This is a genomic window from Desulfosarcina ovata subsp. ovata (genome assembly GCF_009689005.1).
Classification (GTDB): domain Bacteria; phylum Desulfobacterota; class Desulfobacteria; order Desulfobacterales; family Desulfosarcinaceae; genus Desulfosarcina; species Desulfosarcina ovata.
The window spans coordinates 2,007,393-2,030,511 of sequence record NZ_AP021879.1 but is presented as its reverse complement, the minus strand read 5'-3'; the positions used below and the strand labels follow the sequence as shown (position 1 = coordinate 2,030,511).

Sequence of the window (23,119 nt, the reverse complement as noted above, 5' to 3'; positions counted from 1 at the left end):
GCGGCGTGATTGCCGGGCGGGATCCCTTGATGCCTGATGATGCGCATACAATAGCCCTTGATTCGTTGTATTTGAAGTGGCATATATGACAATTATCAAGGTGAATCACGTCAATCGTGGAGACGGCAGATGATCAATGTTACCGTACTGGCCATGCAGCACACCTCGGCTTCGGCAATTATCGGCCCCATGGATGTCTTTTCTCAAGCCGGAGTGATGTGGAATCGCTTCAAGGGGCAGCGGGTCACGCCTCACTTCAAGGTCCGGGTGGTCACGCCCGATGGCGAGGCGTTTAAATGCTCCAACGGTGTCCGCATGGCGGCGGATGGATCCATCCGTGATGTGGCCGCAACCGATTTGATTGTGGTGTCCTCCATCGCCAACGTCGAGAAAAACCGCTGCCGTCAGGGGGGTGTTGTCGAATGGCTCAGCGACCACTACCAGCGTGGTTCGCACATCGCTTCGATTTGTACCGGATCGTTCCTGCTGGCCGAAACCGGATTGCTGGACGGAAAAAGGGCAACGACCCACTGGGCCTTTGCCGAAGAATTCAGAAGACGTTATCCCAAGGTTGCCGTCAGGACCGACCGGCCGATTGTGGATGAAAACGATCTGTACAGTTCAGGCGGTTACAACGCCAGTATCGACATGTCGCTTTACCTGGTAGAGAAATACTGCGGCCACGAGGTGGCCCTGCAGTCGGCCAAGGTGATCGCCGCCAGTAGGGGAGAGTCGTCCGGGCCGCCATATACCGCCGTTCAATGTCGCAGGGATCACCATGATGACCAGATTATTTCGCTCCAGCAGTATATCGAAGAGAATTTCAACCACAATTTCAATTACGACGACCTGGCCGAACAAAGCCACATGAGCCGTCGGACCTTGGAGCGCCGGTTCAAGGCCGCCACCGGTAAAACACCGCTTTCCTACCAGCAGTGCATGCGGATCAAGGCCGCCAAACAGCTTTTGGCGGATGGGGGCCGTTCTTTTGAGGAGATTACCTGCCAGGTCGGATATGAGGACAGCAGTTCCTTTCGCAAAATCTTTACCAAGTACACACACGTGAGTCCGGCCGAGTACCGGAAACGGTTTCCCCGGGTCTAACCATCATGGCAACAGCTGAAATCGAGGCGGGGATCTGCGGTTTTAAAACTGTGGTGGATGCGAAAATGGATGGCCAGGGCTGTGTGCTGACGATCCGGAGTGACTGCAAATCCATCCAACGGCTGGCCCGGCGGCTGACCCGGGTCAATCCGTTTGACGAGATCTCATTTAGCCAATCCGTTCCCCAGACCCTGCAGATGGGCAAACTGCACTGTCCCCATGCGGCTTGTCCGGTGCCGGTCGGAATCATCAAGGCCATTGAAATCGCAGCCGGACTGGCGCTGCCGGCCGATGTGGCCATCCGGCTTTCCCGATAGGCCTTTAGACCATGGAACCTATTCTCACCATCGGCATTATTCTGCTCACCGGTTTTGTGGCCGGCGGATTATGCCGGCAGATCGGTCTTCCCAAAGTTACCGGTTACATTCTTGCCGGTCTGGTTCTCAACCCGGAACTCACCCATTTCATCCCCTCATCTTTTGTTGACCATACCAACCTGGTGACACAGATTGCGCTGGCGTTCATTACCTTTTCCGTCGGCGGCACTCTGCAGCGTTCAAAAATTCGGTCCATGGGAAAAACGATCCTGTACATCACCCTTTTTGAGGCGGAGTTTGCGTTTTTATCCGTGGCGGTCTTTTTTATCCTGCTCGCGCCGGTGGTCCTGGTCGGTCCGGATCGCGGTTTGTTGACCTACTTCATTCCCATGGGGTTGATGCTGGCATCGCTGGCGGCCCCGACCGATCCGTCGGCGACACTGGCGGTGGCCCATGAGTTTCACGCAAAAGGCGATGTTACCGCAACCATCATGGGTGTGGCTGCATTCGATGATATTCTCGGCATTATCAATTACAGCCTGGCGGTTTCGGTTGCCGGTATTTTTGCTTCGCAGCTCCATTTCTCACCTTATTCCATTGCCTGGCCATTTTTGAAAATTGCAGGATCGATTGCCGGCGGATGCGTCTTTGCGGGCGGGCTGAATGTCCTGAGCAAATGGATTGGCAATGAAACTGAAGGGGTGCTGATTTCGCTGATTATCAGCCTGCTGGCACTGTGTTATGGCATTATCGATAAAGTCGGTGCCGATGCACTTCTGGCCACGATGACCATGGGAATCATTGTGGTCAATCATAACCCGCAAAGTGAAAAAATCTTCAGCATTCTGGAACGATACACGGAAGAACTGATTTTTATTCTTTTTTTTACGATTAGTACCATGCATTTGAATTTCTCCGTCCTGGCATCCAACTATCTGCTGATTTTTATGTTCGTTTTTTTTCGTTTGATCGGAAAAATTGGCGGTACGGCAATGGGGGGAAAACTGGCCAATGCCTCTGACAGAGTGCAAAAATATACGGCCGGCGGCCTGATTCCCCAGGGGGGCATTGTTATCGGGCTGGCCCTGGTAATCAAACAGAATCCGGCGTTTAACACCGTTTCGGATGTCATCCTGAATGTAATTATCGGAGCAACGATTATCCATGAAATCGTCGGTCCCATGCTTTCGAAATGGGCGCTTTCCAAGGCCGGTGAAATCAAGGCCGGCAGCCGGTGATGACCTTTCTATGAATAGGACCACTAAGGTCGACGGCACCTCCCGTTCGAAAAAGCCCTCAAACCCCGCCACCGGCGCCGAAAAAGGTTTACAATACTCGCATACTCCATGTATGTTCCGCTTCTAAAGCCTTATTCGTCTTGTTATCAGAGCCAATCCAGAGTTTTCAAACAACATCTACGTGCCTGATTCTCTGACACCAACCGAATGAACGACCAAGAGGGATCGGAAGCGTGCCGCCCGTATCCAAAAAAATTCTCCGCTCCATCGTGCCCCTGCTCATCGTGCTCGGAATTTGGGAAGTGGCCGCCCAGATGGTGATGGGGATCCGGGGTGTCCCTTTCCCCACCCCCTGGCAGACGTTTCTCCGGCTGGGAGGGCTTACGGGCGGCGATTCGCTTTGCGGTCATTCGCTCTATGTTCATATTGGCAACAGCCTCAGACGCTGGGCCATCGGATTTACGATCGCCGCGTTCCTTGGAATCGGCTACGGTCTGGTTGCCGGCCGCATCCGGGCGGTCGAGAAGGCCACCGCCGGGATCCCGCAGCTTTTGCTCCTGATTCCCGGGCTGGCCTGGGTTCCGGTCGCCATTCTGCTTTTCGGTATCGGCGAAACGGCGACCGTCTTCATGATCGTCGTCTCAGCGACCGCTCCCATCGCCATCAACGTGCTCGGTGGGATCAAGGACATCGACGTCCAGCTGGTTCGTGCCGCCCGAATGATGGGCGCCGGGAACAACGCCCTGTTTTTCCGGGTGCTGATCCCGGCCGCCCTGCCGTCTCTGATCAGCGGCCTGCGTATCGGGCTGGGCACCGGTTGGCGTGTGCTGGTGGCCGCCGAGATGGTTGTCGGCACCGGCACCGGACTGGGCTACTCGATTGTCCAGGCACGCTGGACCCTGGATTACCCGGCCTCCTTCGCCTGCATTGCCGTGATTTGCGGCATCGGACTGCTTGCCGAGCAGGGGATCCTCAGGCCCCTGGAGAAGCAGGCCCACACCCGCTGGACCCTGGCCACGGAATAGCGATGATTCGGTTCGAACATGTCAGCCAGGATTATTTCCACAACGGCGCATCGCCGGTAACGGTTCTGGCGGACGTCAACCTGGACGTCCGGGAAGGTGAGTTCGTCTGTGTACTGGGGCCGAGCGGTTGCGGAAAGACGACGTTGCTGAATCTTGCCGCCGGGTTCATTTTCCCATCCCGGGGACGGGTGCTGTTCGACGGGCGGGCGGTCGCCGGGCCCGGGCCGGAGCGCGGAGTGGTCTTTCAGGATGCCACGCTTTTCCCCTGGCTTTCGGTCGCAAAGAATGTCGAGTTCGGTCTGGCGCTGAACGGGCTCAGAGGCCGCTTTCTGAGGCGGCGGGCCCGTGGGTACCTGGACCGTCTGGGACTTAACGGACATGCCGATAAGTATCCGCATGCCCTGTCCGGCGGCATGCGGCAGCGGGTGGCCATCGCCCGCGTGCTGGCCCTGGAACCGAAGGTCCTGCTGATGGACGAGCCCTTCAGCGCCCTGGATGCCAATACCCGCGAGCGCCTGCAGGATGAATTGCTGCGGGTGTGGACCGCCCGTCGCCGCACGGTCCTGTATGTGACCCACAGCGTGGAGGAGGCCGCCTATCTGGCCGACCGTGTCGTCGTCATGGGGCCCGCTGAAAACAGTTTGTTCAGGCAGATCGAGGTCATACTGCCGCGGCCCCGGAACCGATCCGGGGCCGCTTTTCTGAAGACGAAAGCGGCGTTGCGCGAGGTGCTTGCAGCGCTGCCGTGCTGCATCCAGACGGATATCGGAGCGCCAGCGACCGGTTCAACGAAAAGGAGTCGCGAATGAAAATGGGGTTTCGAAATGGGATTGTCCTGTGGTTTATGGCCGTGCTGACCGGTATTGCCGCAACGGGCGGTACGGCTGGGGCCGGTGAATCGGCATCGGTGCGTTTTGCCTTCCAGGATCGCATCGGCAGCGTCATGCCCATTGTGGCGGTCAGTAAGGGCTTTTTTGCAGGCGAGGGCCTTGCGGTTAAGCCGCTGCGCTTCAGCAGCGGGCCGGCCTGTGCCGAAGCGCTCTATTCCGGTGCGGCCGATATCGGTGCCATGGGCGATACGACTGCGGTCATCACGGTTGCGCGCAGTCCCCGTTTTACCATCGTCGCCAGCCATGCCACGGGCGAGCACCGGCACCGCATCATGATCCACGGGGATTCGGGCTTCACGCGGCTCGATGACCTCACCGGCCGGCGCATCGGCGTCAAGAAAGGGACCTCGACTTACGGCGGCCTGCTTGCCGCCCTGGAAAGGGCGAAGCTTTCCCAATCCATGGTTCAGATCGTGGATCTGACGCCACCGATCATGAGCGATGCCCTCATGGCCGGCTCCCTGGACGCCTTTGCCGCCAGCGAGCCCACCCCTTCGGTTGCCGAACAGAAGGGGGCCCGGGAACTGATCACCCTTGGCGGGCTGGGCAACCTCTACCCCATTCTGATCCTGGCCAACCAGGACCGCTTTTCCGCCGATGCCGATGTTCTCATCCGATTCCTGCGGGCCCTGCGTCGTGCCGGCGTCTATGCGGCCGAGCATCCGGACGAGACGGTGGCGCTCATGGCTGTCGAAACCGGACTGCAAGCGGACACCACCCGTAAGGCCATGGCCCGCCACGACTACCAACTGCGCCTGGATCAGGCCATTCGTGCCAGTCTGGCGGCGACCGCCGGGTTCTTAAAACATCAGCAGATCATCGACCATGTGCCCGATTTCAATGTTTCGGCCGACTCCGAATACCTCGACGCCTGCCGTTTGCCCTGAACTCTTTTTTTTCGATACGACGGGATACGCTCGACCATGTTGCCCCTGCTTTTTTCTCTCGGTATCGTCTATCTGTTTGCCCTCGGTGCCGGACGGCTTAGCGCCGCCATCGGCCTGCCCCGGGTAACCGGTTATCTGCTTGTCGGTGTTCTTGCCGGTCCCACCCCGGGCGATATTGGGCTTCCCGCGCTGATTTCGCATGACCACCTGAACCAACTGGCTTTCCTGCACGATGTGATCCTCGGACTGATCGTTTTCACCATCGGCGGCAGTTTCAGCCTGGGCACCCTCCGGCAGATGGGGATGAAACGGTTTCGCATCAGCGCTGTGGAGATCGGTATGACCGGCCTGCTCGTCGGTTTGGGTACCGCTGCCTGCGGAATCTCTCCACTGGCGGCAGGCTTCCTGGCCATCATGGCGGTGACCACCGCACCGGCAGCAACCCAGATGGTGATGCGCGAATATCAGTCCGAAGGCCCGCTCTCCGACACGATCCTGCCGCTTATCGGTATCAACAACCTGGTGGCCATCATCGCTTTTATCCTGTTGAAAGAAAACGGGTTGGCGCCGGTGCCGAATTTTTCGAGCCTGGCCGCACAACTGTCCGAGCCCCTGGTCCTGGGCGTGTTCATGGGGATGGCCGTAGCCATCATGGACCAGCGGTTCACCAGGCCGGTAGAGCGGCAGATGCTGGTTCTGGCCGCAGTAGCGGTCACTGCCGGGATGGCGGATTATCTTGACAACTCTGCTATTTTCGCAACCCTGGTGGCCGGTATGGTGGCTGTAAACGCCTCTCCTTACGAAAAGCGGATGCTCAAGGACCTGACGGCCATCGACTATCCCCTGTATGTGCTTTTTTTTATTATGGCCGGGGCGACACTGCATCTTGACGCCCTGGGCCATATGGGGCTGGTGGGTCTGGGGTACGTGGCCATGCGGCTGGGAGGCAAATATTTCGGCTGCCGGCTGGGCGCGCGGATGGCCGGTGTTTCCCCGATCATACGGACCTGGCTGGGACCGGCCATGCTCGCCCAGGCCGGTCTTGCGATCGGCCTGGCAGAGGAACTCTCCAGAATGTGGCCGGATCAGGGCGCATCCGTTCAGACCATTATCCTGTCGTCGGTAGTGGTCTTTGAGGTTTTGGGGCCGCTGCTAACGCGCGTTGCCCTGGTCAACGCCGGAGAGGTAACAGTCTTTAACCTCCTGGCCCAACGCAGCCCGGTAGGGTTTGGCGAGGGGCTGCACCAGGTACTGGGCCACTTCGGCCGGGCCGTTGGTATTTCTCACACCGACGGGCCCGTGCATAGCGGTGAGATCCGGGTCCGCCATATCATGCGTCGCAATGTGGAGGTTATCTCCAACCGGGCGTCTTTCCGAGAGGTATTGAAAACCCTGGGTCACTCCCGGTATGATCGGTTACCGGTGGTGAACGACTGGCAGGAATTGGTGGGGGTGATCAAATATGCCGACATCGCCAACACGCTTTTTGATCCATGCCTGCACCATCTCGTGGTTGCCGACGATATTGCCACGGATACGCATTTGAAGCTGAATCCTGAAGATACCCTGGAAACGGCCATGCAAGCCCTTAAGGATTACCCCAACGATGTCTATTTATTGGTTGTGGAAAAAGAGAACCCCAGACAGTTGGCGGGCGTTGTGCGGCACAACGACCTGCTTTCCAGCCATTTTCGATCGCATTCAGCAGAGAGAGAAGGGCGCGCGGTCTGTTAGACTTTTTTACAACCCGTGATGGCCGGGTCTTTCATCGATTCTTGCCGTCTTGAGGAATTTCCAGGCACAGAGGTGTCTTTCCAGGCAGTTGACGATTTCATAGAGACAGACTCCGAGAAGACTCATACCGATGATCCCGACAAACATCAGATTGTTATCAAATCGACCCCAGGAATCCATGATAAAGAATCCCAGGCCCTGGGCCGTGGCAACCGATTCGACAAAAAAGAGGACCGCGATGCCCGTTCCGGTCCCGATTCGAAGCGATGTAAAGGCTTGGGGCAGCGCCGCGGGAACAACCACGTGCTGCAGCGTTTGGACGACGGTTCCGCCCAAGGATTTGAAGGAGTCGATATACTCCCGGTCCAGGCCCAGGACGCTGTCCCTTGTGGTGACCAGGATTTGGTAACCGATAATCAGGGCGATCATAAAGATTTTTGAAAAATCTCCCAGCCCGAAAATGACCAGAAAGATCGGCAGAAACACGATTTTCGGGATGGGATAGGTCAGGAAAACAAAGGGGGAAAGCAGAGTATCGGTTTTGCGGTGAAATCCAAGCACCAGGCCCGCCGGAAAGGCCAGGATCCATGCAAGGGCCATGGCACAGGTGACCCGGTATCCGCTGACAAGAAAATGACGCCAGAATTCAACCGTTGTGATTGCTTCGGCAAAAGCCATCAGGGCCGCTTCCGGTGACGGGAGCATGGTGGAGGACAGGGCCAGGGAGAGAACTTTCCAGACCAGGATCAAGAGGGCGCCGGTAAAAAGATAACGGTAAACGGTCATCGCTTCATTTTATCCTTCCATGATCCGACGGATCGAGCGAATTTTTTCGAAATATTGATCTTGCATGCGGAAGACCTGCTCTCCGAAGCCTTCATTGGGAATCACCTTGCGGATCCGCGTGGGCCGATCGCTTAAAATCATGATGGTTCGTCCGAGAAACACGGCCTCTTCCACACTGTGGGTCACGATGACATAGGTCAGGCGGCGTTTTTGCCACATGGCCAGCAGGGTGTTCTGGAGGTGTTCCCGGGTCAGGGCGTCCAGAGCGGAGAACGGTTCATCCATCAAAAGGATGTCCGGATCGGTGGCCAATGCTCTGGCAATGGCCACCCGCTGTTGCTGTCCCCCACTGATCTGGACCGGATACCGGGATGCCAATGCTCCGATTCCCAGCTCTTCCAGAAGGCTGGCGGTAACCCTGGAGACCACATCCCTGGGGGTTTTGCGGATCTTCAGCGCCAGGGCGACGTTTTCCGAAACGGTTTTCCAGGGAAACAGCCCGAAGTTTTGAAGAATCATTGCTGTCGTGCATTTCGATTGATCGCTGTTGGTCGATTTGATCTCGATGTTTCCGGAGGTGGGCTGCAACAGATCGGCCAGCATATAGAGCAGGGTGGTCTTGCCGCAGCCCGACGGGCCGATGATGGACAGGGTCTCACCGGCAGACAGGGAAAAAGAGAGGTTGTCCAGGACAGGCGCGCTGTCTGTCTCAAACGTTTTGCATAGGCCCTTGACGTGTATCATTTTATTGAAACACCACCTGCCCGTAAGGGATTTTTTTCTTAAGCAGACCGTGTTGCATGAGCCAGTCCTGTGTGGCCATGATATCTTTTTCTGCCGGGGGGGCGGTTTCCGGGAACATCGGAACCCGGTACAGATCTTTCACCGGCATGGGAAAACGGGTACGCTCAATCACGGTCTCCTTAAACGCCTCGGGATTCTGGTTGATCTTGGCAACGGCGGCCCCATAGGCCTTCAAAAAGCGTTCGAAAAGATCCGGCCCGGCCGAGGCGTGGGTCATATCCATGGCCAGAACGGTAAGGCAGACGTCCAGCCGCCGGTCATCTTTGATGACGTGGGCCCCTTTGGACTCGGCAAGGGTCAAGAGGGGTTCGGGGAGAAGGGCGGCGGAGATCTGACTGGAAAGGAGCAACTGCAACCGGATGGGCATTTTTTTGATTTCCTGTTTGGTCACATAATCGCTCGGGCGCGCAAGGGACCGAAGCAGGACGTCGAGTACATATTCGATGATGGTGGCGCGTGAAATAGCCACATCCTTTCCCTTGAGCTGTTGCATGCTTTCAATCCCGGAACCGGGCGCCGAGGCAATGCCGAACATGCGATGATCCGGATGGGTATGAAAGGCGGTGGTCAATATTTTTACCGGTTGCCCGGATTGAATCAGGAGCAGGGTGTTGAGGATATCGCCGAAATATCCGTCGAGCTTTCCCGCCTGCAGGGCGGCGTCGCGTTCAAGTGCGCTCTGGAAGGAGACCAGCTCGAGATCGATGCCCTGATCCGAAAAGGTTCCGATGTCCTGCCCCACCAGAAGCGGGAGTGTATCGACAACCGGCAATACCCCGAAACGAAGTACGTCCTTGGCGAAACTCATATGAGGAACAAAAAGAAGCAGGATGAACAGGTACAGGGAATACCCCGGCCATTTATTCAACGGCCTATTTTGAGGTGATTTCATTTTGTTTTTCCTTTGATAAAATTGGTTTTTTTCGGAACGGTTGAAAGTAGGAAAAAAGGGTCGTCAAGTCAAGAAGGCGTCACAGATAAAGCAGGGGTGTTTTTCCCATCACTTGAAAAATTTGTTGAACGATGCTCCAAAAGCCGTTAATTGCCGACCAATGGAAGCATCACACGAATATTACATGCAGCTGGCCATTGAGCAGGCCATTGCTGCCGAAAACATCGGCGAGGTGCCGGTCGGTGCGGTCATCAAAGATGCCGACGGGCAAGTGATCGCCCGGGGTTACAACCGGACGATCAGCGACTGCGACCCCTCGGCCCACGCAGAGATGAATGCATTGCGAAGCGCTGCCCGGCGGCTGCGAAATTATCGTTTGTTAAGCACCACGCTCTATGTTACTATTGAACCTTGTGCCATGTGCATGGGGGCCATTATTCACGCCAGGGTGAAACAGCTTGTGTTCGGTACTCCCGATCCCAAATGGGGTGCCGTGGAAAGCCTTTATCAACTGGGCCGGGATTGCCGGCACAACCATCAGGTCGATGTGATCGGTGGCATTTGTGCGGATCGGTGCCGGTCCATCATGCAGGCGTTTTTTCGCAGCCGTCGCCACAAGAGTTGATTTTTCCCCCGGTGATGTCTGTTTTTCCGAGTTCGGTTTAGGCTGGCGGAAAGAAATAATTTCCCCAGATCGCGCCGGATTTGTGGTCGTCTACAAGGCGCCGCCACCGGTGCATATCGGGAATATGTGCCTGTGGCGGTAACGCGGTAGACGGGCACAAAGACAAGCAGGCTGGTGGAATTATTTCTTTCTACCAGCCTTAATCCATCGATGAAGGAGCGGTAAGTGGCAAATATCGTAATCATAGGAACGCAGTGGGGCGATGAGGGAAAAGGAAAACTAGTAGATTTGCTGGCGGCCGATGCCGATGTCGTGGTCCGGTTCCAGGGAGGCAACAACGCCGGCCACACCATGGTGGTCGACGGCGAGCAGTTTATCAGCCACTTGATTCCATCCGGTATTCTGCAAAAGAAAACCTGTATCATCGGAAACGGGCTGGTTGTTGACCCCGAGGTCCTGCTTGGCGAAATCGACTACCTGGCGGGCAAGGGAATTTCCGTGGGGCCGGACAACTTGATGATCAGTGATCGTGCCCATGTGATCATGCCCTATCACAAACTGGTGGACAACGGGCGCGAGAAAATGAAAGGGGACAAAAAAATCGGTACCACCGGACGCGGCATCGGCCCCTGTTACGAAGACAAGGCCACCCGCCGAGGAGTTCGTTTCGTGGATCTGATCGATCCCGAGTCATTCCAGGAGCGTCTGAAAACCATTGTCCCCGAAAAAAACTTCTATCTGGATAAATTCCTCAATACCGAAACGGTTGATCAGGAAACCATCCGGAGCCAATATATGGGCTTTGCTCAGCGCCTCAAACCTTATGTGACCAACGTATCCGTTGCCCTGCAGAAGGCCTGCAAAGCCGGACAGTGCATCCTTTTTGAAGGGGCTCAGGGTACCCACCTGGATATCGACCACGGCACTTATCCCTTTGTGACCTCCTCCAATACCGTTTCAGGCAATGCCTGTGGGGGCGGCGGTGTCGGACCCAAGGACATCAACGGTGTATTGGGCATTGTCAAAGCTTACACTACCCGCGTTGGCGCAGGCCCGTTTCCGTCGGAACTGTTTGACGAAATCGGTGACCAGATCCAAAAAAGCGGTGCGGAGTTCGGTGCCACCACGGGCCGCCGGCGCCGATGCGGCTGGCTGGACACGGTTATCCTGAACAACGCGGTGCGGCTTAACGGACTGACCGGCCTGGCGATTACCAAACTGGACGTGCTCGGCGAACTCGATGAACTGAAGATTTGTACGGCGTATTCGTTGAACGGCGAGGTGATCGATGAGGTGCCGGCCAATCTCAACCATCTGGCCGCCTGCAAACCGGTTTACGAAACGCTTCCCGGATGGCGACAGAACATTCGCGCCATCCGCCGATACGAAGATCTTCCCGAACTGGCACGCCAATACCTGAGCCGAATTGAAGCCCTTACCGGTGTACCCATCCAGATCGTTTCGGTGGGGCCGGGCAGAGATGAAACCATCGTTCTGAACAATCCGTTCGATGGATAAAAAAAGAGCGTCGAAACGACGCTTAACCTATTGACATTTTAAAGGCCCTGGCATAAAAGGACCACGCATCGGGACATGGCTCAGTCTGGTAGAGCACAGCGTTCGGGACGCTGGGGTCGCAGGTTCAAATCCTGCTGTCCCGACCAAAGAAATCAAGGGGTTGCGGAGATTTAAGCCGTAACTCCTTTTTACGTTGCTACCCTATTGCTACCCTGCCGGCCCGATGCACCTTAAAGGGTATCACACCCACCATTCCACCACTGCCAAAACTGACAAAAGGTTTCGTCACCGGAAACGAAACCCCCGCGCGTACGGGGGGAATGCCGGAAAAAAGAATTGGCACAGTACCAAAAAATTCTTTCTGGGGCCGCCGATAGAATTATACAGATGGCCGAGATGAATCAGGAACACCAGCATTATATGGAGAAGACGGCTATCAATAAAGAGGCTATCAAAATATAAAAAACCGCCCGTTTCCAAGGCCGTCTCGCTTGTGGCGAGCTATTCCGCATAATTCACCGGTCCCCCCGCAGAACCGCCACCATTGCCCGCAACAGCATGATTTTAAAATCCGGCCGGCCGCTCCCCGGTCAACGTGACCAACCAAATCGGAAGAAATCGCGTCAAGCAACACGCCAACCGCGCGCGGTGGCGGGTCGCCCGTCGAAAAAATGACCAGAAGCAAGGCAAGGCAGCCGGGCAAATCCGCTGCGGGGGGCTGATCGGCGATAACGTCCCGGTGGGAACATTCGACGCAATCCGTAGTTGGAATACAGTCCTCGATAATCCATAGCCTTTGCAGCGGCAGTCACGCGGGCCTTGAACTCAATGCCGTCCACGGTCCAGCCGACGCGGGTTTCGGCATTCTACACCATGTTTCCACCCAAGGTGAACAATCTGACCGTTTTGCCCTTCGCTCCGGCCAAAAACCATTGCGTGGCGACTGACGCATCCAGGCGGGCATCGTAAACCGGGGTGAGATACGACCAAGGGTTGACCACTGGCGATGCACCGGAACCGAAATGAATTTATCAGAATACCAGTTTGACGATGATGAAATTGCAAAATTACATGAACGGGAGCACAGCGTATATCAGTTTGTCACTCAAGAAATATTGGAAACGGTCGATTAACAGGTCAATCTATAAGGTAAAAATTATTACATTTGTTTTTGGCAAACATGGGCGATTGGGGGAATTAATGAAGGTTTTTTCAGCGATTTGCCGAGTGATCATCGGCCTGATAATTGCGATGATTTTAATACCGTACACATGTTTGGGTGAATATCGAGATCTGTCTGCTGAAGAATTAAAAGGCATGCTGGATTCCGGTCAGAAACTGTACCTGCTTAACCCCCTAAGTGATATTGAATTCAACGAGGGCCATATCTCAGGTTCGGTGAACATCCCCCTTCACTCTATTATGCGGTCAGATAAAATGCCCAAAAATATGGATACGTTAATCGTCACCTACTGCCTCAGCCAACAATGAGTGTACTATATTGAAGCTGCCGGTCTGGTAGCCAACCGTATGTATACCAATATCAATACATTCTCTGGAGGAATGAAAGCTTGGAAGTCTGCCGGTTACGAAGTACAAAAGAACAATCCGTTGACTGCATTCGAAGTTGAAACCATTGATTCAGCCACGTTCAAGAAAAATTTTCAGAATTGCTGTGTTGTGGATGTTCGAATTCGCAAACAGTATTCAATGGGCTTCTACACCAGGTATCTTAGCAATGAGATGGCATCCCTAACATTCGAGCATCGCAAAAAATACATCCACAAGATTCCGCTGCAATATTTGAGCAGCCGTTATAAAAAGATCGCCAAGGACAAGAAAGTGGTTGTGGTTGATTACAAGGGTAAGCAAGCACCCCTAGCGGTTCGCTATTTGAAGAGCGTAGGATATGATCCCGTTTATATGCTTAAGGATGGCATGAGCAGTTTTGAGAATTGAATCTGATATTCCTTATAACCACGCCCCTATTACATGTTTGCCAGGAATGGGGGGATTATTTTTTTCCACCAGCCTTATGCGTTACCATATTCGATTTTTTATAAAAGTCAATGGAGTCGCTAAAAACAAAATTCAGAGCTTTGATTTGAGAAAAACAGCGTTTTGATTAATTATCCAAAATGCATCATGGGTCAAGGAATTGTTGTACAAAGTGCCCTCTCCCAGTGGGACCAGGAGGTCATGTCTTCTTCACATGCTCCTCTTTTTGAGACAAGGCCACCGTCCAGGCCTTGTCTTTTTTTGTGGTTCTATCGCATGCTCTGAAATTCTGACAAGTTTGATGGAGAAACACTCCTAATCGGGAAAATACAGATGATCTGCGTATCCAGTTGCAACAGTTACAATTTTAAAGCTTCCTGACTCTGATCACAAGCCCACTTTTATGGAGTGGTAGTTTTTACCTATCATCAACCCGCCAACTGACTCTCATTGCCCTTTCGGCGGAATGCCGTATTTTTTGATCAAGAAAAACGAAACATCAACTGAAACAATCAACCAATGAGGTGACAATATGGCCGAGAATAGAACTCAAGATTACTGGAAAGACGACAACAAAGGACACGTTGACACCCGCGAAAGAAACTTCGAGTGTGAAAACAAGGACCCGCATCTGGGCTGTGATCCGGGGATTGATGTGGCGGGATAACCGAAAGGAAGGTACCCCATGATCGGAACAACACTGACACTCGTCACCTTGGCATACTTCATCAATCGATGCGTTTCTGGTGCCACCTGCAGGATTTGAGGGCACGATAAACAGAGCTTCGACGAAATAGGCGAAAAAATAATAGACCGCCTGATATGACGGCGAAATAGGCGGGGCCTCTAACGAGGCTCTGCCTTTTTGATTTGACAGTTGTGGCCGTGCCGGTCAGCTCTTGATATTGTAGTTACACCGGAGCAATAGCGGTTCAATCAGACGAGGAAGGGGACTCCGGAAGTTGCAGCACTCGATCCAACTCGGCATAGGCCTTCTTTAACCAGACCTTGACACGTTGACGCTCTAACAAGCCCAAGGTTGGTCCTATCGCTTTGTCTTTGTTATTAGCGGCGGCCCACAGACTTGCCCCAATCCGGTCGATCTTCCGCATGGATCCGGCGTGCAGGCTGGGTAGATCCATAATGCGTGCGCCCACAGCCTCAGCCTTAACTTTCTCCTCAGACTCATCAAATAAAGAAAAGTCGTTGCCACGTCCGTGGTTGCGCACCAGCACATAATCTGGACCGGAGCCATATGTACTCAGGGTCTTTTCCAAAAGGCGGATTGAGTCGGTACCATCGTCCATTATATGCCACAATGTAAGGACCACGCCGATATCATTGCTGAATTCCACCAAACCGGTATCCGCCATCCATCGATCCAAATTAAAGGAAGCTTGGGCAGGCAAATCGACAATAACGTCACGACCTGATTCTGCGGCCTCTTCTGCGATCCGGTCGGCACTCTCAAAGGTACGGATGTCCACGGTCTCTGTGTATTCACCGTAATAACGTATCAGATCACCATGCGATAGGTCGCCATCGAAGGCACCAAAGGGTTTCCCTTGGTCGATGTGGTATTGCGCCAATATTCTGGATAGTACGGATTTGCCAACACCACCCTTTTCGCCGCCTACAAAATGGATACGAGCCATCTCCGTTCTTCCTCTCAATGGATTGTGGTATCAACAGGTGGAACATATTTAAGTTGGCAAAAAATTTATTTGGTGTCAAGGGTTGGTTGTCGTTGACAATTTTGCCACAAACCCAGTTTTTCAACTGTTGTTAAGGGAGACCTCACCGGCTTCTCCGTTTTCCGAGACACCCGGCATCGCCGCGGGTTCAGCATTGGTCTGGATTTCATCCTCCGGCTCCTCCTCCTCGAGTCGCGATTTACCCAGCTCCTCAATCTCCTTAGGCGTCGGCAGATCCTTAAGATCCTTCAACTCAAACACCTCAAGAAAATGTTTGGTGGTGGCGTAGATCAACGGCCGGCCGGGAATCTCTTTTCTGCCCAGCACGCGGATCAGTTTGCGCTCCATGAGCATGCGGATCACGCCGCCGCTGTCCACCCCCCGGATGTGCTCGATGTCGCTGCGGATGATGGGCTGGTTGTAGGCGATGATGGCCAGGGTTTCCAGGGCCGCTTTGCTGAGGCGCGGGGCGTTGGGCTTGATGAGGCGTTTGATCCATTCGTTAAATCGGCCCTGGGTGCGGAACTGGTAGCCACCGGCCACCTGCCGGAGCACGAAGCCGCCGTTGCGGGTGTCGTAATCCGCGATCAGTGATTCCAGGGCCGCTTTGATGGCAGCGGTCTCCTCGCCTTCGAGCACCCCTTTGAGTTGCTCCAGAGTCAACGGTGTTTCCGCGACAAAAAGCAGGCTTTCGATAATGTATTTCAGGTCTTCAGCCATTTACTGATAAAAAATCCGGATGATTCCCGTGGGGACGTGTTGGGCGATACGCACCAGCCCGAGTTTGGCCATTTCCAAGAGGGCCAGAAAAGTGACGATGATGTCGGCGCGCTCGCGACCGTCCGAAAACAGTTCGTCAAAGGTCAGGGATTCCTTCTCTTCCAGAATCTCTGTCAGCTGGGTGATGCGCTGTTGAACCGAGATGCGGTCCCGGGTGAGATCGACGCGGTGGCCCGGCGTGACTTTTTCCAGGATGCGCTGGAAGGCATCGATCAGTTCAAACAGGCCGATATGGATCACCTGGTCGTCCTCGACTTCTTTCAGAAGATCGTTTTCCGGTTTGCGGGTAAAGGTGGTTTCCCCCAGAAGGTCGCGTTCGGCCAACTGCTCTGCTGCGGATTTGATGCGCAGGTACTCCAATAGAGGCCGGGTGATCTCCAGCCGGGGATCCTCATCTTCCTCTTCCCCCAATTGTTTTGGCAGCAGCATCCTGGATTTGATATGCGTCAGGGTGGATGCCATGAGGACGAAATCCCCGGCAAAATCGATGTTCATCTGCTTCATCCACTCCAGGTAGGCCAGGTACTGCTCGGTAATCCGGGAGATGGGGATGTCATAAATATCCACCTCCGCCTTTTTAATCAGGTGGACCAGAAGATCCATGGGGCCTTCGAAAATGTTCTGTAGCTTGACCTGATAGCGTCTATCGTCACGGTCTGCAGAATTATCGTCGGCCAGGTTGTCCGTTATCAGTACCATGAGGTAACGGTTCCATTGGGGTTGAATGCCGTAAATTAACGGCAAGCGAAAAGGCAATCAAGCAAAAAGGTCGCTCAGGCGGTGACACTCTTATTCATGATTATTTACGATTGTATCGATGCGCTTGCCCTGGTTCTATCTCCCATTACCCGGCCCGGGTGGTTTCCTGTTTCCGGCGGGCCTTTTCGCATCCGTATCCTTCAGTTGCTTACCGATAAAAGTGAATTCGTCCTCCCGGGTTTTGATCTGCCCATTGAGTTTGGCATCCAATACCGCCTGTAGGGTCCGGCTGAACAAAGGGCCCGGTTTGAGGCCCATGGCCAAAAGATCCTTGCCGGTGATGGTGATGGTCACGTTACGCAGTTGGGTGTGATACAGCGAGATCCGTTTTTTGGCACTTTCCGACTGGGTGCTGGCCATCATATAGAGGATGACCTCGGTTTTAAACCCTTTGAGCAGATTGAATATCTCTGCATGGGTTATCCTCTTGCGCCGCTCCAGAGACATTAGTTGCTTTCCCACACCGATGCGCGTTTCGGTGAACATTTTTGCATGTCGCGGCGCCACGGTCAGATGGCTGCAGATTTCATGAGTTGTTTTCAAGTCGCAATGGCGAAGCAGAACCATGAAATAGACGGTCCAGCGCTCGTAAGTTTCATCGATAAACAGCAGATCGTGCCAATCAACCACTTTTTTTGCGCTATCCAGCAACCGTTTCAGATCCTTTTCAATTTTCATCCGGGGATGAATGACCCGCAGCAGATCATAGTCGAGAAGCCGCATGATCGTCGGTGCGGGGTTTTCCTCCTTCAGGATCAAGACAAGTTCGGTATAGACCCTTTTGCCGGACAGTCGCTTGAAAAACTCCATTTTAACAGCATTGTCGATCAGGCTGGAGGTCAGCTTGCCGATGGTGAAGCCGAAACGCTGCTCAAACCGCAGGGCCCGGAAGACCCGTGTGGGATCTTCCACAAAACTGAGGTTGTGTAGAACGCGCAAGACCTTGTCCTTGATGTCCTTCTGCCCGGAAAAAAAATCGATCAATCGACCGAATTTATTTGGATTGAGCTGGACGGCCAGGGTGTTAATGGTGAAATCGCGGCGAAACATGTCCATTTTGATGGAACTCATCTCAACCACCGGAAGCGATGCCGGAAATTGGTAATATTCCATCCTTGCCGAGGCCACATCGATCTTGAATCCGTCGGGGAAGATAATCACTGCGGTGCCGAATTTTTGATGGGTATGGGTGCGGGTGCCATATTTTCGGGAAAAGGTTTTTGCGAAAGTAATCCCATTGCCTTCGACCACCACATCGATGTCTTCGTTGTCGCGATACAGGAACATATCACGGACAAACCCGCCTACCACAAAGGCGTTGAAGTTCAGATGGTCGGCTACTTCGCCCAGCTGGACAAGGACCTGCATGATCGGGTCGGTAAGCCGTTCGCGCATGAAATTCAGCACCATACGCAGCCGTTTGCTGCTGAAATGGTCGTTCATTGCCGAGATTTCATGGCTGGACAGGCGGCTTTTCTGAACAAGGGTGTTGAGCAGGTCCGTTCGCGTGATAACCCCCAGTACCTTGCCATGTTCCGTGACCGGCAGAATGCGCTGCTTGTTACCGATGATTTTGTCCTGGATTTCCACAATGTCCGCATCCGGCTTTACATGAGAAATCTCGGTGCTCATGTATTCGCCGATAGAGATGCCATCCAGGTCGTGGAACAAGGCTTTTTCGATTACCTGTCGGGTGATGTAGCCGCTGAAACCATCATTTCCCGGGGCACGTTCACCGACCAGCAGGGCATTGATGTTGTAACGGTTGAGCAGCGTCCTGGCTTCACCGCAGGTGGTCTCCGGGCCCGCCATGATGGCCGGCGCGGACATCAGGTGTCGGGCCAGGCGCCTGGGGTTGATTTTTCCGTGCAGGGCCTCCAGCAACATCTGCTCGGCCTGGGCAATGGTTTTGCCCTTGATGGTGGCTGCTGCTGCCGCGGGGTGCCCGCCACCTCCCAGGTGATCCAGGATGTCACCCACATCCACATCGTCCGTTCGGCTTCTGGCTACCACGTAAACTTTGTTTTCCATCAGACCCAGCGCAAAAATGGCATCGATGTTCTCCATTTTGGCCATTTTCTGAACCAGAAACGAAAAGTCAGGAAAATAATTATCGGTGACCACGCTGGTCAGCACGATGTCCACCCCATTAACCGTTATATGCCGGGCGGTCTGAATCATATCATTCAGCAGGCCGATCTGTTCGGGGTTGAATTCCCGGGTAATCATGCTGGAAATGACGTTCAGGTTGGCTCCTTTGGAGAGGAAAAATGCCGCCGCTTTGAAATCATTCTCCGTGGTTGACGGGAAGGAGAACGAACCGGTGTCTTCATAAATTCCCAGGCACATGATGGTGGCTTCTTCCGGGCTCACAGGAATCATCTTTTTCTGAAGGATTTCGGACAGGATGGTTACCGTGGCGCCGGTGAGCATATGGAATTCCTTGTGCGCGGGGATGTCGTCGTCGTTTTTCGGATGGTGGTCATAGATGTGAATTTCGAGATCCGGGTTGTCCAGAACCCGTGCCAGGTCACCAATCCGATTGCGCCGTCGGGTATCCACAAGTACCAGTCGGCTCACAGCGGCGAAATCGATCCGGTTCAGCTCGACGATATTAAACAGGTAAACCATCGACTGGATGAAAAAATTGCGCAGGTTTCTTTCCTGGGATCCCGGAAAGACCACCCGTGCTTCCGGGTACAGCTTCTGAGCGGCCAGCATTGATGCCATGGCATCAAAATCGGCATTCACATGGCTGGTGATGATGGTTAGGGGAGACGTGCGCGTTGGGCTGCCGTTGATCATGGGGATACCGTTTTCTGCCTGTCGGATCAGGGGTCGATTGTCAATAGGGCGATTGGATTGCAAGCCGTCCGTTGACGGGCGATCCAAGCGTTTGGTTTCGCGTCCGGTAAACGGGATAAAAATAATTGGATATTACGCGTTTGGGAATGTTTACGCAAGTTGATCTCACCATGCCATCAGGATGGGGGGGCTTGCTATAAACTGCACCAATACCCCGATATTAATAAAGTTATTGTTGTTTCAGGCAGTTTGTGGTAGCAAAAAATCAGCTTGTTCCACCAACATGGGTGCCGTGACACCTGCCTTGAATGAGAAGACCATTGACTTCATACAATTTCTCAACCCAACAATTCAAACTCGCTGAACAGTTCCGGAGGGTAACTCGATTTATGTGAAATCGAAAAGATTGAGCGTCGATCATTCATGCACTTGGATAAAATCGCCTTTCAGACAGCCTTGTTCCGGGTGAAGTGGGTAAACAATAAACAGTCATCTTGATCCGATCAATCTAAAAATATTTCAGATTTTTCCAAAGGGGTCGAAATTGTCAAAAGGGTGCCCGCCCAGGCTGAAACAACGATGCAGGCAAGTTATCCGGATTCAATTACCGAATGGCTCCCAAGGGTCGGTACTTTTCAGGGATGGTCGTGTGTAGGCATTGGACCTATTGTTGCATAAGCGTTCATAGCCAGCGTTTATTAGAGACATTTATTCATAACCAGTCCAACCCAACGGCAATTGAGAAAACCTGGACATAGGGGGGAGTTATGCCGATTTACCTGTGGGAAGGTAAAAACAGGAACAATATTGTACAGAAAGGCGAAATGGAAGCCTCCGGTGAGGATGTGGTCCGCGCCAATCTCAATCGACTTCGCATCACACCGACCAAAATCAAGAAAAAACCCAAAGATCTTTTTGAAAATGTCGCTTTTCTTCAGCCCAAGGTCACCCAAAAGGATGTGATCCTGTTTTGTCGGCAGTTTTCCACCATGATCGATGCGGGGCTGCCAATTATCCAATGCATGGATATCCTGCATGCCCAACAGGAAAATGTTACCTTCAAAAAAATGCTCAAGAATATAAAAGAGCAGGTGGAAAGCGGGTCTACCCTGGCGGACGCCTTGAAAAAATACCCCAAACAGTTCGACGACCTGTTCGTGAATATGGTCGCCGCGGGTGAGGCCGGTGGTATCCTCGACACGATTTTGCGGCGATTGTCGGCCTATATGGAAAAGGCGGCCAAATTGAAAGGTCAGGTCAAGGGCGCAATGACCTACCCCATCGTGACCCTTCTTATCGCCGTTCTGGTCGTTGCCGTCATTCTGGTGTTCGTCATTCCCGTTTTCCAGGAGATGTTCACTGATATGGGCGGGACCCTGCCCGGCCCCACACTGATCGTTATTGCCATGAGCGACTTTGTCAAATCCAAGGTTCATTGGATTATCATCGCCGTGATCCTTTTTATCTGGGCCTTCAAAAAATATTACCGGACCGAAAAAGGGCGGCGGCTTGTCGATGCCACCGTACTTAAGCTGCCGGTGTTCGGAATACTCATCCGCAAGGTGGCGGTTGCCAAATTTACCCGTACCATGGGAACCATGCTGTCAAGTGGTGTCGCCATTTTGGAGGCACTGGATATCGTCGCCAAAACCGCTGGCAACAAAACGGTTGAACGGGCCATTTATACGGTCCGGACCGGTATCGCCGAAGGACGGACCATGGCCGATCCGTTGGCTGAAAGCGGTGTTTTTCCGGCAATGGTGTGTCAGATGATTTCCGTTGGTGAATCGACCGGCGCGCTGGACGCCATGCTGCAGAAAATTGCTGATTTTTACGAAGAGGAAGTCGATCAGGCGGTGGAAAACCTGACTTCACTGATCGAGCCGTTCATGCTGGTCTTTTTGGGTGTCGTCATCGGTGGCCTGGTGATTTCCATGTACCTCCCCGTTTTCAAAATGGCCGGAAATTTGTGAAGGAGACCCTCAACCGTAAATTAAATTGGTTGATGTCATTACGGTTCCTTTTTTCGCTGATGCTGATGGGATCAACCGTTACCTACCAGTTGGCCAACCGGTTGAGTCTGACGGCCATGCCCATTGTGTTGCTCTATGGGGTCTCCGGGGTGATCCTTCTCCTGTCGGCCATCTATGCCATTGTTTCACCGGTTCTTCAGTACCATCAGCGCCATTTCGCCTGCGTCCAGATTGGTCTTGATGCGTTTTGCATAACATTGATCATATTTGTTACCGGCGGATCGGATAGTGTTTTTATTTTTTTATATCTGCTGATCGTGATCTATTCCAGTGTGTTTGTCTTTAATCGGGGAACTTTTTTTATCGCCGGCTTTTGCAATGTGCTGTTTGCCGTATTGCTGATCCTGGAATTTAAGGGGACAATTAATCCTTTCGGACCCGGTGCCGGTCTGGGAAACGTGACCATAACCGGACTTCAAGTCATCCAGAAGTGTATCGTCATGGTGGCCGCATGTTTTTCTGTCGCTTTTTTAAGTGGTTACCTGTCAGACCAGGAACGACGTTCCAAAGCGGAACTGGTCGCCATGGAGGCTCACCTCAATCGGGTTCAAAACCTTGCGCAAATCGGGGAGATGGCTGCCGGACTGGCCCATGAAATCAAGAATCCACTGGCTTCATTATCGGGCGCCATCCAGATTCTGAAAAACGAACTCGAGGCAGACAAAGATAATATGCGCCTGATGCAGATCGTTCTGCGGGAAACGGATCGGTTGAGCAGCCTTGTCAATAATTTCCTGACTTTTGCCAGACCCTCCGCCGGCAATACCCGGACTGTAAATCTGGGACAGGCGCTTGGCGAAATTGTGACTTTATTTGAAAAAAACAATTCCGTGGATCAACGCATTGCTTTGGAACTGAATATTGTTTCCGAGGCCAGCATCGAAATTGATCCCCTCCAGCTTCACCAGATCATCTGGAATCTACTCTTGAATGCCGCCGAATCCATAGAGGAGAGAAGCGGACGAATTGTTGTCACCGTTCAGAAAATGAAGAACGAACGGATTCTGGTTGAAATTGTCGATAATGGATGTGGAATGGATGAAAAGACGCTCCAGTCGATTTTCAATCCCTTCTACACCACCAAACCCAATGGTACCGGTCTCGGCCTTTCCATTGTTTACCGAATTCTGGAAACCTATGACTGCCGTGTGGATGTGAAGAGCAAACCGGGCGTCGGCAGCATGTTCAGCCTCTACTTTAAGTCGGCTTGGCATAAAACATGACATTCTC

At 53.4% G+C, this 23,119-nt stretch carries 22 protein-coding genes and 1 tRNA gene; 16 read left to right on the top strand and 7 right to left on the bottom strand.

What is annotated here, in order from left to right; genetic code table 11:
• Positions 1–129: 129 nt before the first annotated feature.
• The 7 genes from GN112_RS09255 (at position 130) to GN112_RS09225 (ending at position 7,195) form a co-directional block, all read left to right on the top strand.
• Positions 130–1,104, top strand: a complete 975-nt coding sequence (locus GN112_RS09255; protein WP_155309947.1) for a GlxA family transcriptional regulator — start codon at positions 130–132, stop codon at positions 1,102–1,104.
• Between the two features lie 5 nt (positions 1,105–1,109).
• Complete coding sequence (locus tag GN112_RS09250) at positions 1,110–1,421, top strand: DUF6951 family protein (RefSeq protein WP_155309946.1); 312 nt, start codon at positions 1,110–1,112, stop codon at positions 1,419–1,421.
• Between the two features lie 11 nt (positions 1,422–1,432).
• Complete coding sequence (locus tag GN112_RS09245) at positions 1,433–2,659, top strand: cation:proton antiporter (RefSeq protein WP_155309945.1); 1,227 nt, start codon at positions 1,433–1,435, stop codon at positions 2,657–2,659.
• Positions 2,660–2,892: 233 nt separating this feature from the next.
• Complete coding sequence (locus tag GN112_RS09240) at positions 2,893–3,684, top strand: ABC transporter permease (RefSeq protein ID WP_197743299.1); 792 nt, start codon at positions 2,893–2,895, stop codon at positions 3,682–3,684.
• A 2-nt stretch (positions 3,685–3,686) separates the two neighbouring features.
• Positions 3,687–4,493: an ABC transporter ATP-binding protein gene (locus tag GN112_RS09235; RefSeq protein ID WP_155309944.1), complete on the top strand. Its 807-nt coding sequence runs from the start codon at positions 3,687–3,689 to the stop codon at positions 4,491–4,493.
• Positions 4,490–5,461 carry an ABC transporter substrate-binding protein gene (locus GN112_RS09230; protein ID WP_155309943.1) on the top strand — a complete coding sequence of 324 codons (972 nt, stop codon included), beginning with the start codon at positions 4,490–4,492 and terminating at the stop codon, positions 5,459–5,461. Before GN112_RS09235 ends, GN112_RS09230 begins: the two co-directional genes overlap by 4 nt.
• A gap of 36 nt (positions 5,462–5,497) precedes the next feature.
• Positions 5,498–7,195, top strand: a complete 1,698-nt coding sequence (locus GN112_RS09225) for a cation:proton antiporter domain-containing protein (protein WP_155309942.1) — start codon at positions 5,498–5,500, stop codon at positions 7,193–7,195.
• 6 nt (positions 7,196–7,201) lie between these two features.
• Here GN112_RS09225 and GN112_RS09220 read toward each other — a convergent pair whose 3' ends face one another.
• The 3 genes from GN112_RS09220 to GN112_RS09210 are packed head-to-tail and all read right to left on the bottom strand — an operon-like array spanning position 7,202 to position 9,677.
• Positions 7,202–7,981 carry an ABC transporter permease gene (locus tag GN112_RS09220; RefSeq protein ID WP_155309941.1) on the bottom strand — a complete coding sequence of 260 codons (780 nt, stop codon included), beginning with the start codon at positions 7,979–7,981 and terminating at the stop codon, positions 7,202–7,204.
• Between the two features lie 9 nt (positions 7,982–7,990).
• A complete protein-coding gene (locus GN112_RS09215; protein WP_155309940.1) occupies positions 7,991–8,725 on the bottom strand; it encodes an ABC transporter ATP-binding protein in 735 nt (244 codons plus the stop codon).
• A gap of 1 nt (position 8,726) precedes the next feature.
• Positions 8,727–9,677 carry an ABC transporter substrate-binding protein gene (locus tag GN112_RS09210; RefSeq protein ID WP_155309939.1) on the bottom strand — a complete coding sequence of 317 codons (951 nt, stop codon included), beginning with the start codon at positions 9,675–9,677 and terminating at the stop codon, positions 8,727–8,729.
• A 160-nt stretch (positions 9,678–9,837) separates the two neighbouring features.
• Between GN112_RS09210 and tadA the strand changes: the two genes are divergently transcribed.
• The 7 genes from tadA to GN112_RS34820 all read left to right on the top strand — a co-directional run bounded on the left by tadA (position 9,838) and on the right by GN112_RS34820 (position 14,485).
• Positions 9,838–10,302, top strand: a complete 465-nt coding sequence (gene tadA / locus GN112_RS09205; RefSeq protein ID WP_155309938.1) for a tRNA adenosine(34) deaminase TadA — start codon at positions 9,838–9,840, stop codon at positions 10,300–10,302.
• A 225-nt stretch (positions 10,303–10,527) separates the two neighbouring features.
• Complete coding sequence (locus GN112_RS09200) at positions 10,528–11,820, top strand: adenylosuccinate synthase (protein ID WP_155309937.1); 1,293 nt, start codon at positions 10,528–10,530, stop codon at positions 11,818–11,820.
• A 69-nt stretch (positions 11,821–11,889) separates the two neighbouring features.
• Positions 11,890–11,966, top strand: a tRNA-Pro gene (locus tag GN112_RS09195).
• A 190-nt stretch (positions 11,967–12,156) separates the two neighbouring features.
• A complete protein-coding gene (locus GN112_RS35220) occupies positions 12,157–12,282 on the top strand; it encodes a DUF2335 domain-containing protein (RefSeq protein WP_155309936.1) in 126 nt (41 codons plus the stop codon).
• A 738-nt stretch (positions 12,283–13,020) separates the two neighbouring features.
• On the top strand, positions 13,021–13,311 hold the full coding sequence (locus GN112_RS09185; protein WP_155309935.1) for a rhodanese-like domain-containing protein: 291 nt from the start codon (positions 13,021–13,023) through the stop codon (positions 13,309–13,311).
• On the top strand, positions 13,312–13,779 hold the full coding sequence (locus GN112_RS09180) for a rhodanese-like domain-containing protein (protein ID WP_155309934.1): 468 nt from the start codon (positions 13,312–13,314) through the stop codon (positions 13,777–13,779).
• Between the two features lie 571 nt (positions 13,780–14,350).
• On the top strand, positions 14,351–14,485 hold the full coding sequence (locus GN112_RS34820; RefSeq protein WP_269434900.1) for a hypothetical protein: 135 nt from the start codon (positions 14,351–14,353) through the stop codon (positions 14,483–14,485).
• A gap of 265 nt (positions 14,486–14,750) precedes the next feature.
• Here the strand turns inward: GN112_RS34820 and GN112_RS09175 are convergent, their stop codons facing one another.
• The 4 genes from GN112_RS09175 to GN112_RS09160 form a co-directional block, all read right to left on the bottom strand.
• Entirely contained in the window at positions 14,751–15,473 is a 723-nt protein-coding gene (locus GN112_RS09175) for a P-loop NTPase family protein (protein WP_155309933.1), read from the bottom strand.
• A 120-nt stretch (positions 15,474–15,593) separates the two neighbouring features.
• Positions 15,594–16,232, bottom strand: coding sequence for an SMC-Scp complex subunit ScpB (scpB, locus tag GN112_RS09170; protein ID WP_155309932.1), 639 nt, complete (start codon positions 16,230–16,232; stop codon positions 15,594–15,596).
• A complete protein-coding gene (locus GN112_RS09165; protein ID WP_155309931.1) occupies positions 16,233–16,991 on the bottom strand; it encodes a segregation and condensation protein A in 759 nt (252 codons plus the stop codon).
• A 135-nt stretch (positions 16,992–17,126) separates the two neighbouring features.
• Positions 17,127–19,856, bottom strand: a complete 2,730-nt coding sequence (locus GN112_RS09160; protein ID WP_155309930.1) for a CBS domain-containing protein — start codon at positions 19,854–19,856, stop codon at positions 17,127–17,129.
• A gap of 767 nt (positions 19,857–20,623) precedes the next feature.
• On the opposite strand from GN112_RS09160, the gene GN112_RS09155 reads away from it, so the two are divergent.
• Together GN112_RS09155 and GN112_RS09150 are read left to right on the top strand one after the other, a co-directional pair.
• Positions 20,624–21,829 carry a type II secretion system F family protein gene (locus GN112_RS09155; protein WP_155309929.1) on the top strand — a complete coding sequence of 402 codons (1,206 nt, stop codon included), beginning with the start codon at positions 20,624–20,626 and terminating at the stop codon, positions 21,827–21,829.
• Positions 21,826–23,112 (top strand): two-component system sensor histidine kinase NtrB, encoded by a 1,287-nt coding sequence (locus GN112_RS09150; RefSeq protein ID WP_155309928.1) that lies wholly within the window; start codon positions 21,826–21,828, stop codon positions 23,110–23,112. Before GN112_RS09155 ends, GN112_RS09150 begins: the two co-directional genes overlap by 4 nt.
• The last annotated feature ends 7 nt before the right edge of the window (positions 23,113–23,119 follow it).

Bases quoted from the DNA above. Each gene is read 5' to 3' on its own strand.
- GN112_RS09255 (WP_155309947.1), top strand. From the start codon at position 130: ATGATCAATGTTACCGTACTGGCCATGCAGCACACCTCGGCTTCGGCA.
- GN112_RS09250 (WP_155309946.1), top strand. From the start codon at position 1,110: ATGGCAACAGCTGAAATCGAGGCGGGGATCTGCGGTTTTAAAACTGTG.
- GN112_RS09245 (WP_155309945.1), top strand. From the start codon at position 1,433: ATGGAACCTATTCTCACCATCGGCATTATTCTGCTCACCGGTTTTGTG.
- GN112_RS09235 (WP_155309944.1), top strand. From the start codon at position 3,687: ATGATTCGGTTCGAACATGTCAGCCAGGATTATTTCCACAACGGCGCA.
- GN112_RS09230 (WP_155309943.1), top strand. From the start codon at position 4,490: ATGAAAATGGGGTTTCGAAATGGGATTGTCCTGTGGTTTATGGCCGTG.
- GN112_RS09225 (WP_155309942.1), top strand. From the start codon at position 5,498: ATGTTGCCCCTGCTTTTTTCTCTCGGTATCGTCTATCTGTTTGCCCTC.
- GN112_RS09220 (WP_155309941.1), bottom strand. From the start codon at position 7,981: ATGACCGTTTACCGTTATCTTTTTACCGGCGCCCTCTTGATCCTGGTC.
- GN112_RS09215 (WP_155309940.1), bottom strand. From the start codon at position 8,725: ATGATACACGTCAAGGGCCTATGCAAAACGTTTGAGACAGACAGCGCG.
- GN112_RS09210 (WP_155309939.1), bottom strand. From the start codon at position 9,677: ATGAAATCACCTCAAAATAGGCCGTTGAATAAATGGCCGGGGTATTCC.
- tadA (WP_155309938.1), top strand. From the start codon at position 9,838: ATGGAAGCATCACACGAATATTACATGCAGCTGGCCATTGAGCAGGCC.
- GN112_RS09185 (WP_155309935.1), top strand. From the start codon at position 13,021: ATGAAGGTTTTTTCAGCGATTTGCCGAGTGATCATCGGCCTGATAATT.
- GN112_RS34820 (WP_269434900.1), top strand. From the start codon at position 14,351: ATGGCCGAGAATAGAACTCAAGATTACTGGAAAGACGACAACAAAGGA.
- GN112_RS09175 (WP_155309933.1), bottom strand. From the start codon at position 15,473: ATGGCTCGTATCCATTTTGTAGGCGGCGAAAAGGGTGGTGTTGGCAAA.
- scpB (WP_155309932.1), bottom strand. From the start codon at position 16,232: ATGGCTGAAGACCTGAAATACATTATCGAAAGCCTGCTTTTTGTCGCG.
- GN112_RS09165 (WP_155309931.1), bottom strand. From the start codon at position 16,991: ATGGTACTGATAACGGACAACCTGGCCGACGATAATTCTGCAGACCGT.
- GN112_RS09160 (WP_155309930.1), bottom strand. From the start codon at position 19,856: ATGATCAACGGCAGCCCAACGCGCACGTCTCCCCTAACCATCATCACC.
- GN112_RS09155 (WP_155309929.1), top strand. From the start codon at position 20,624: ATGCCGATTTACCTGTGGGAAGGTAAAAACAGGAACAATATTGTACAG.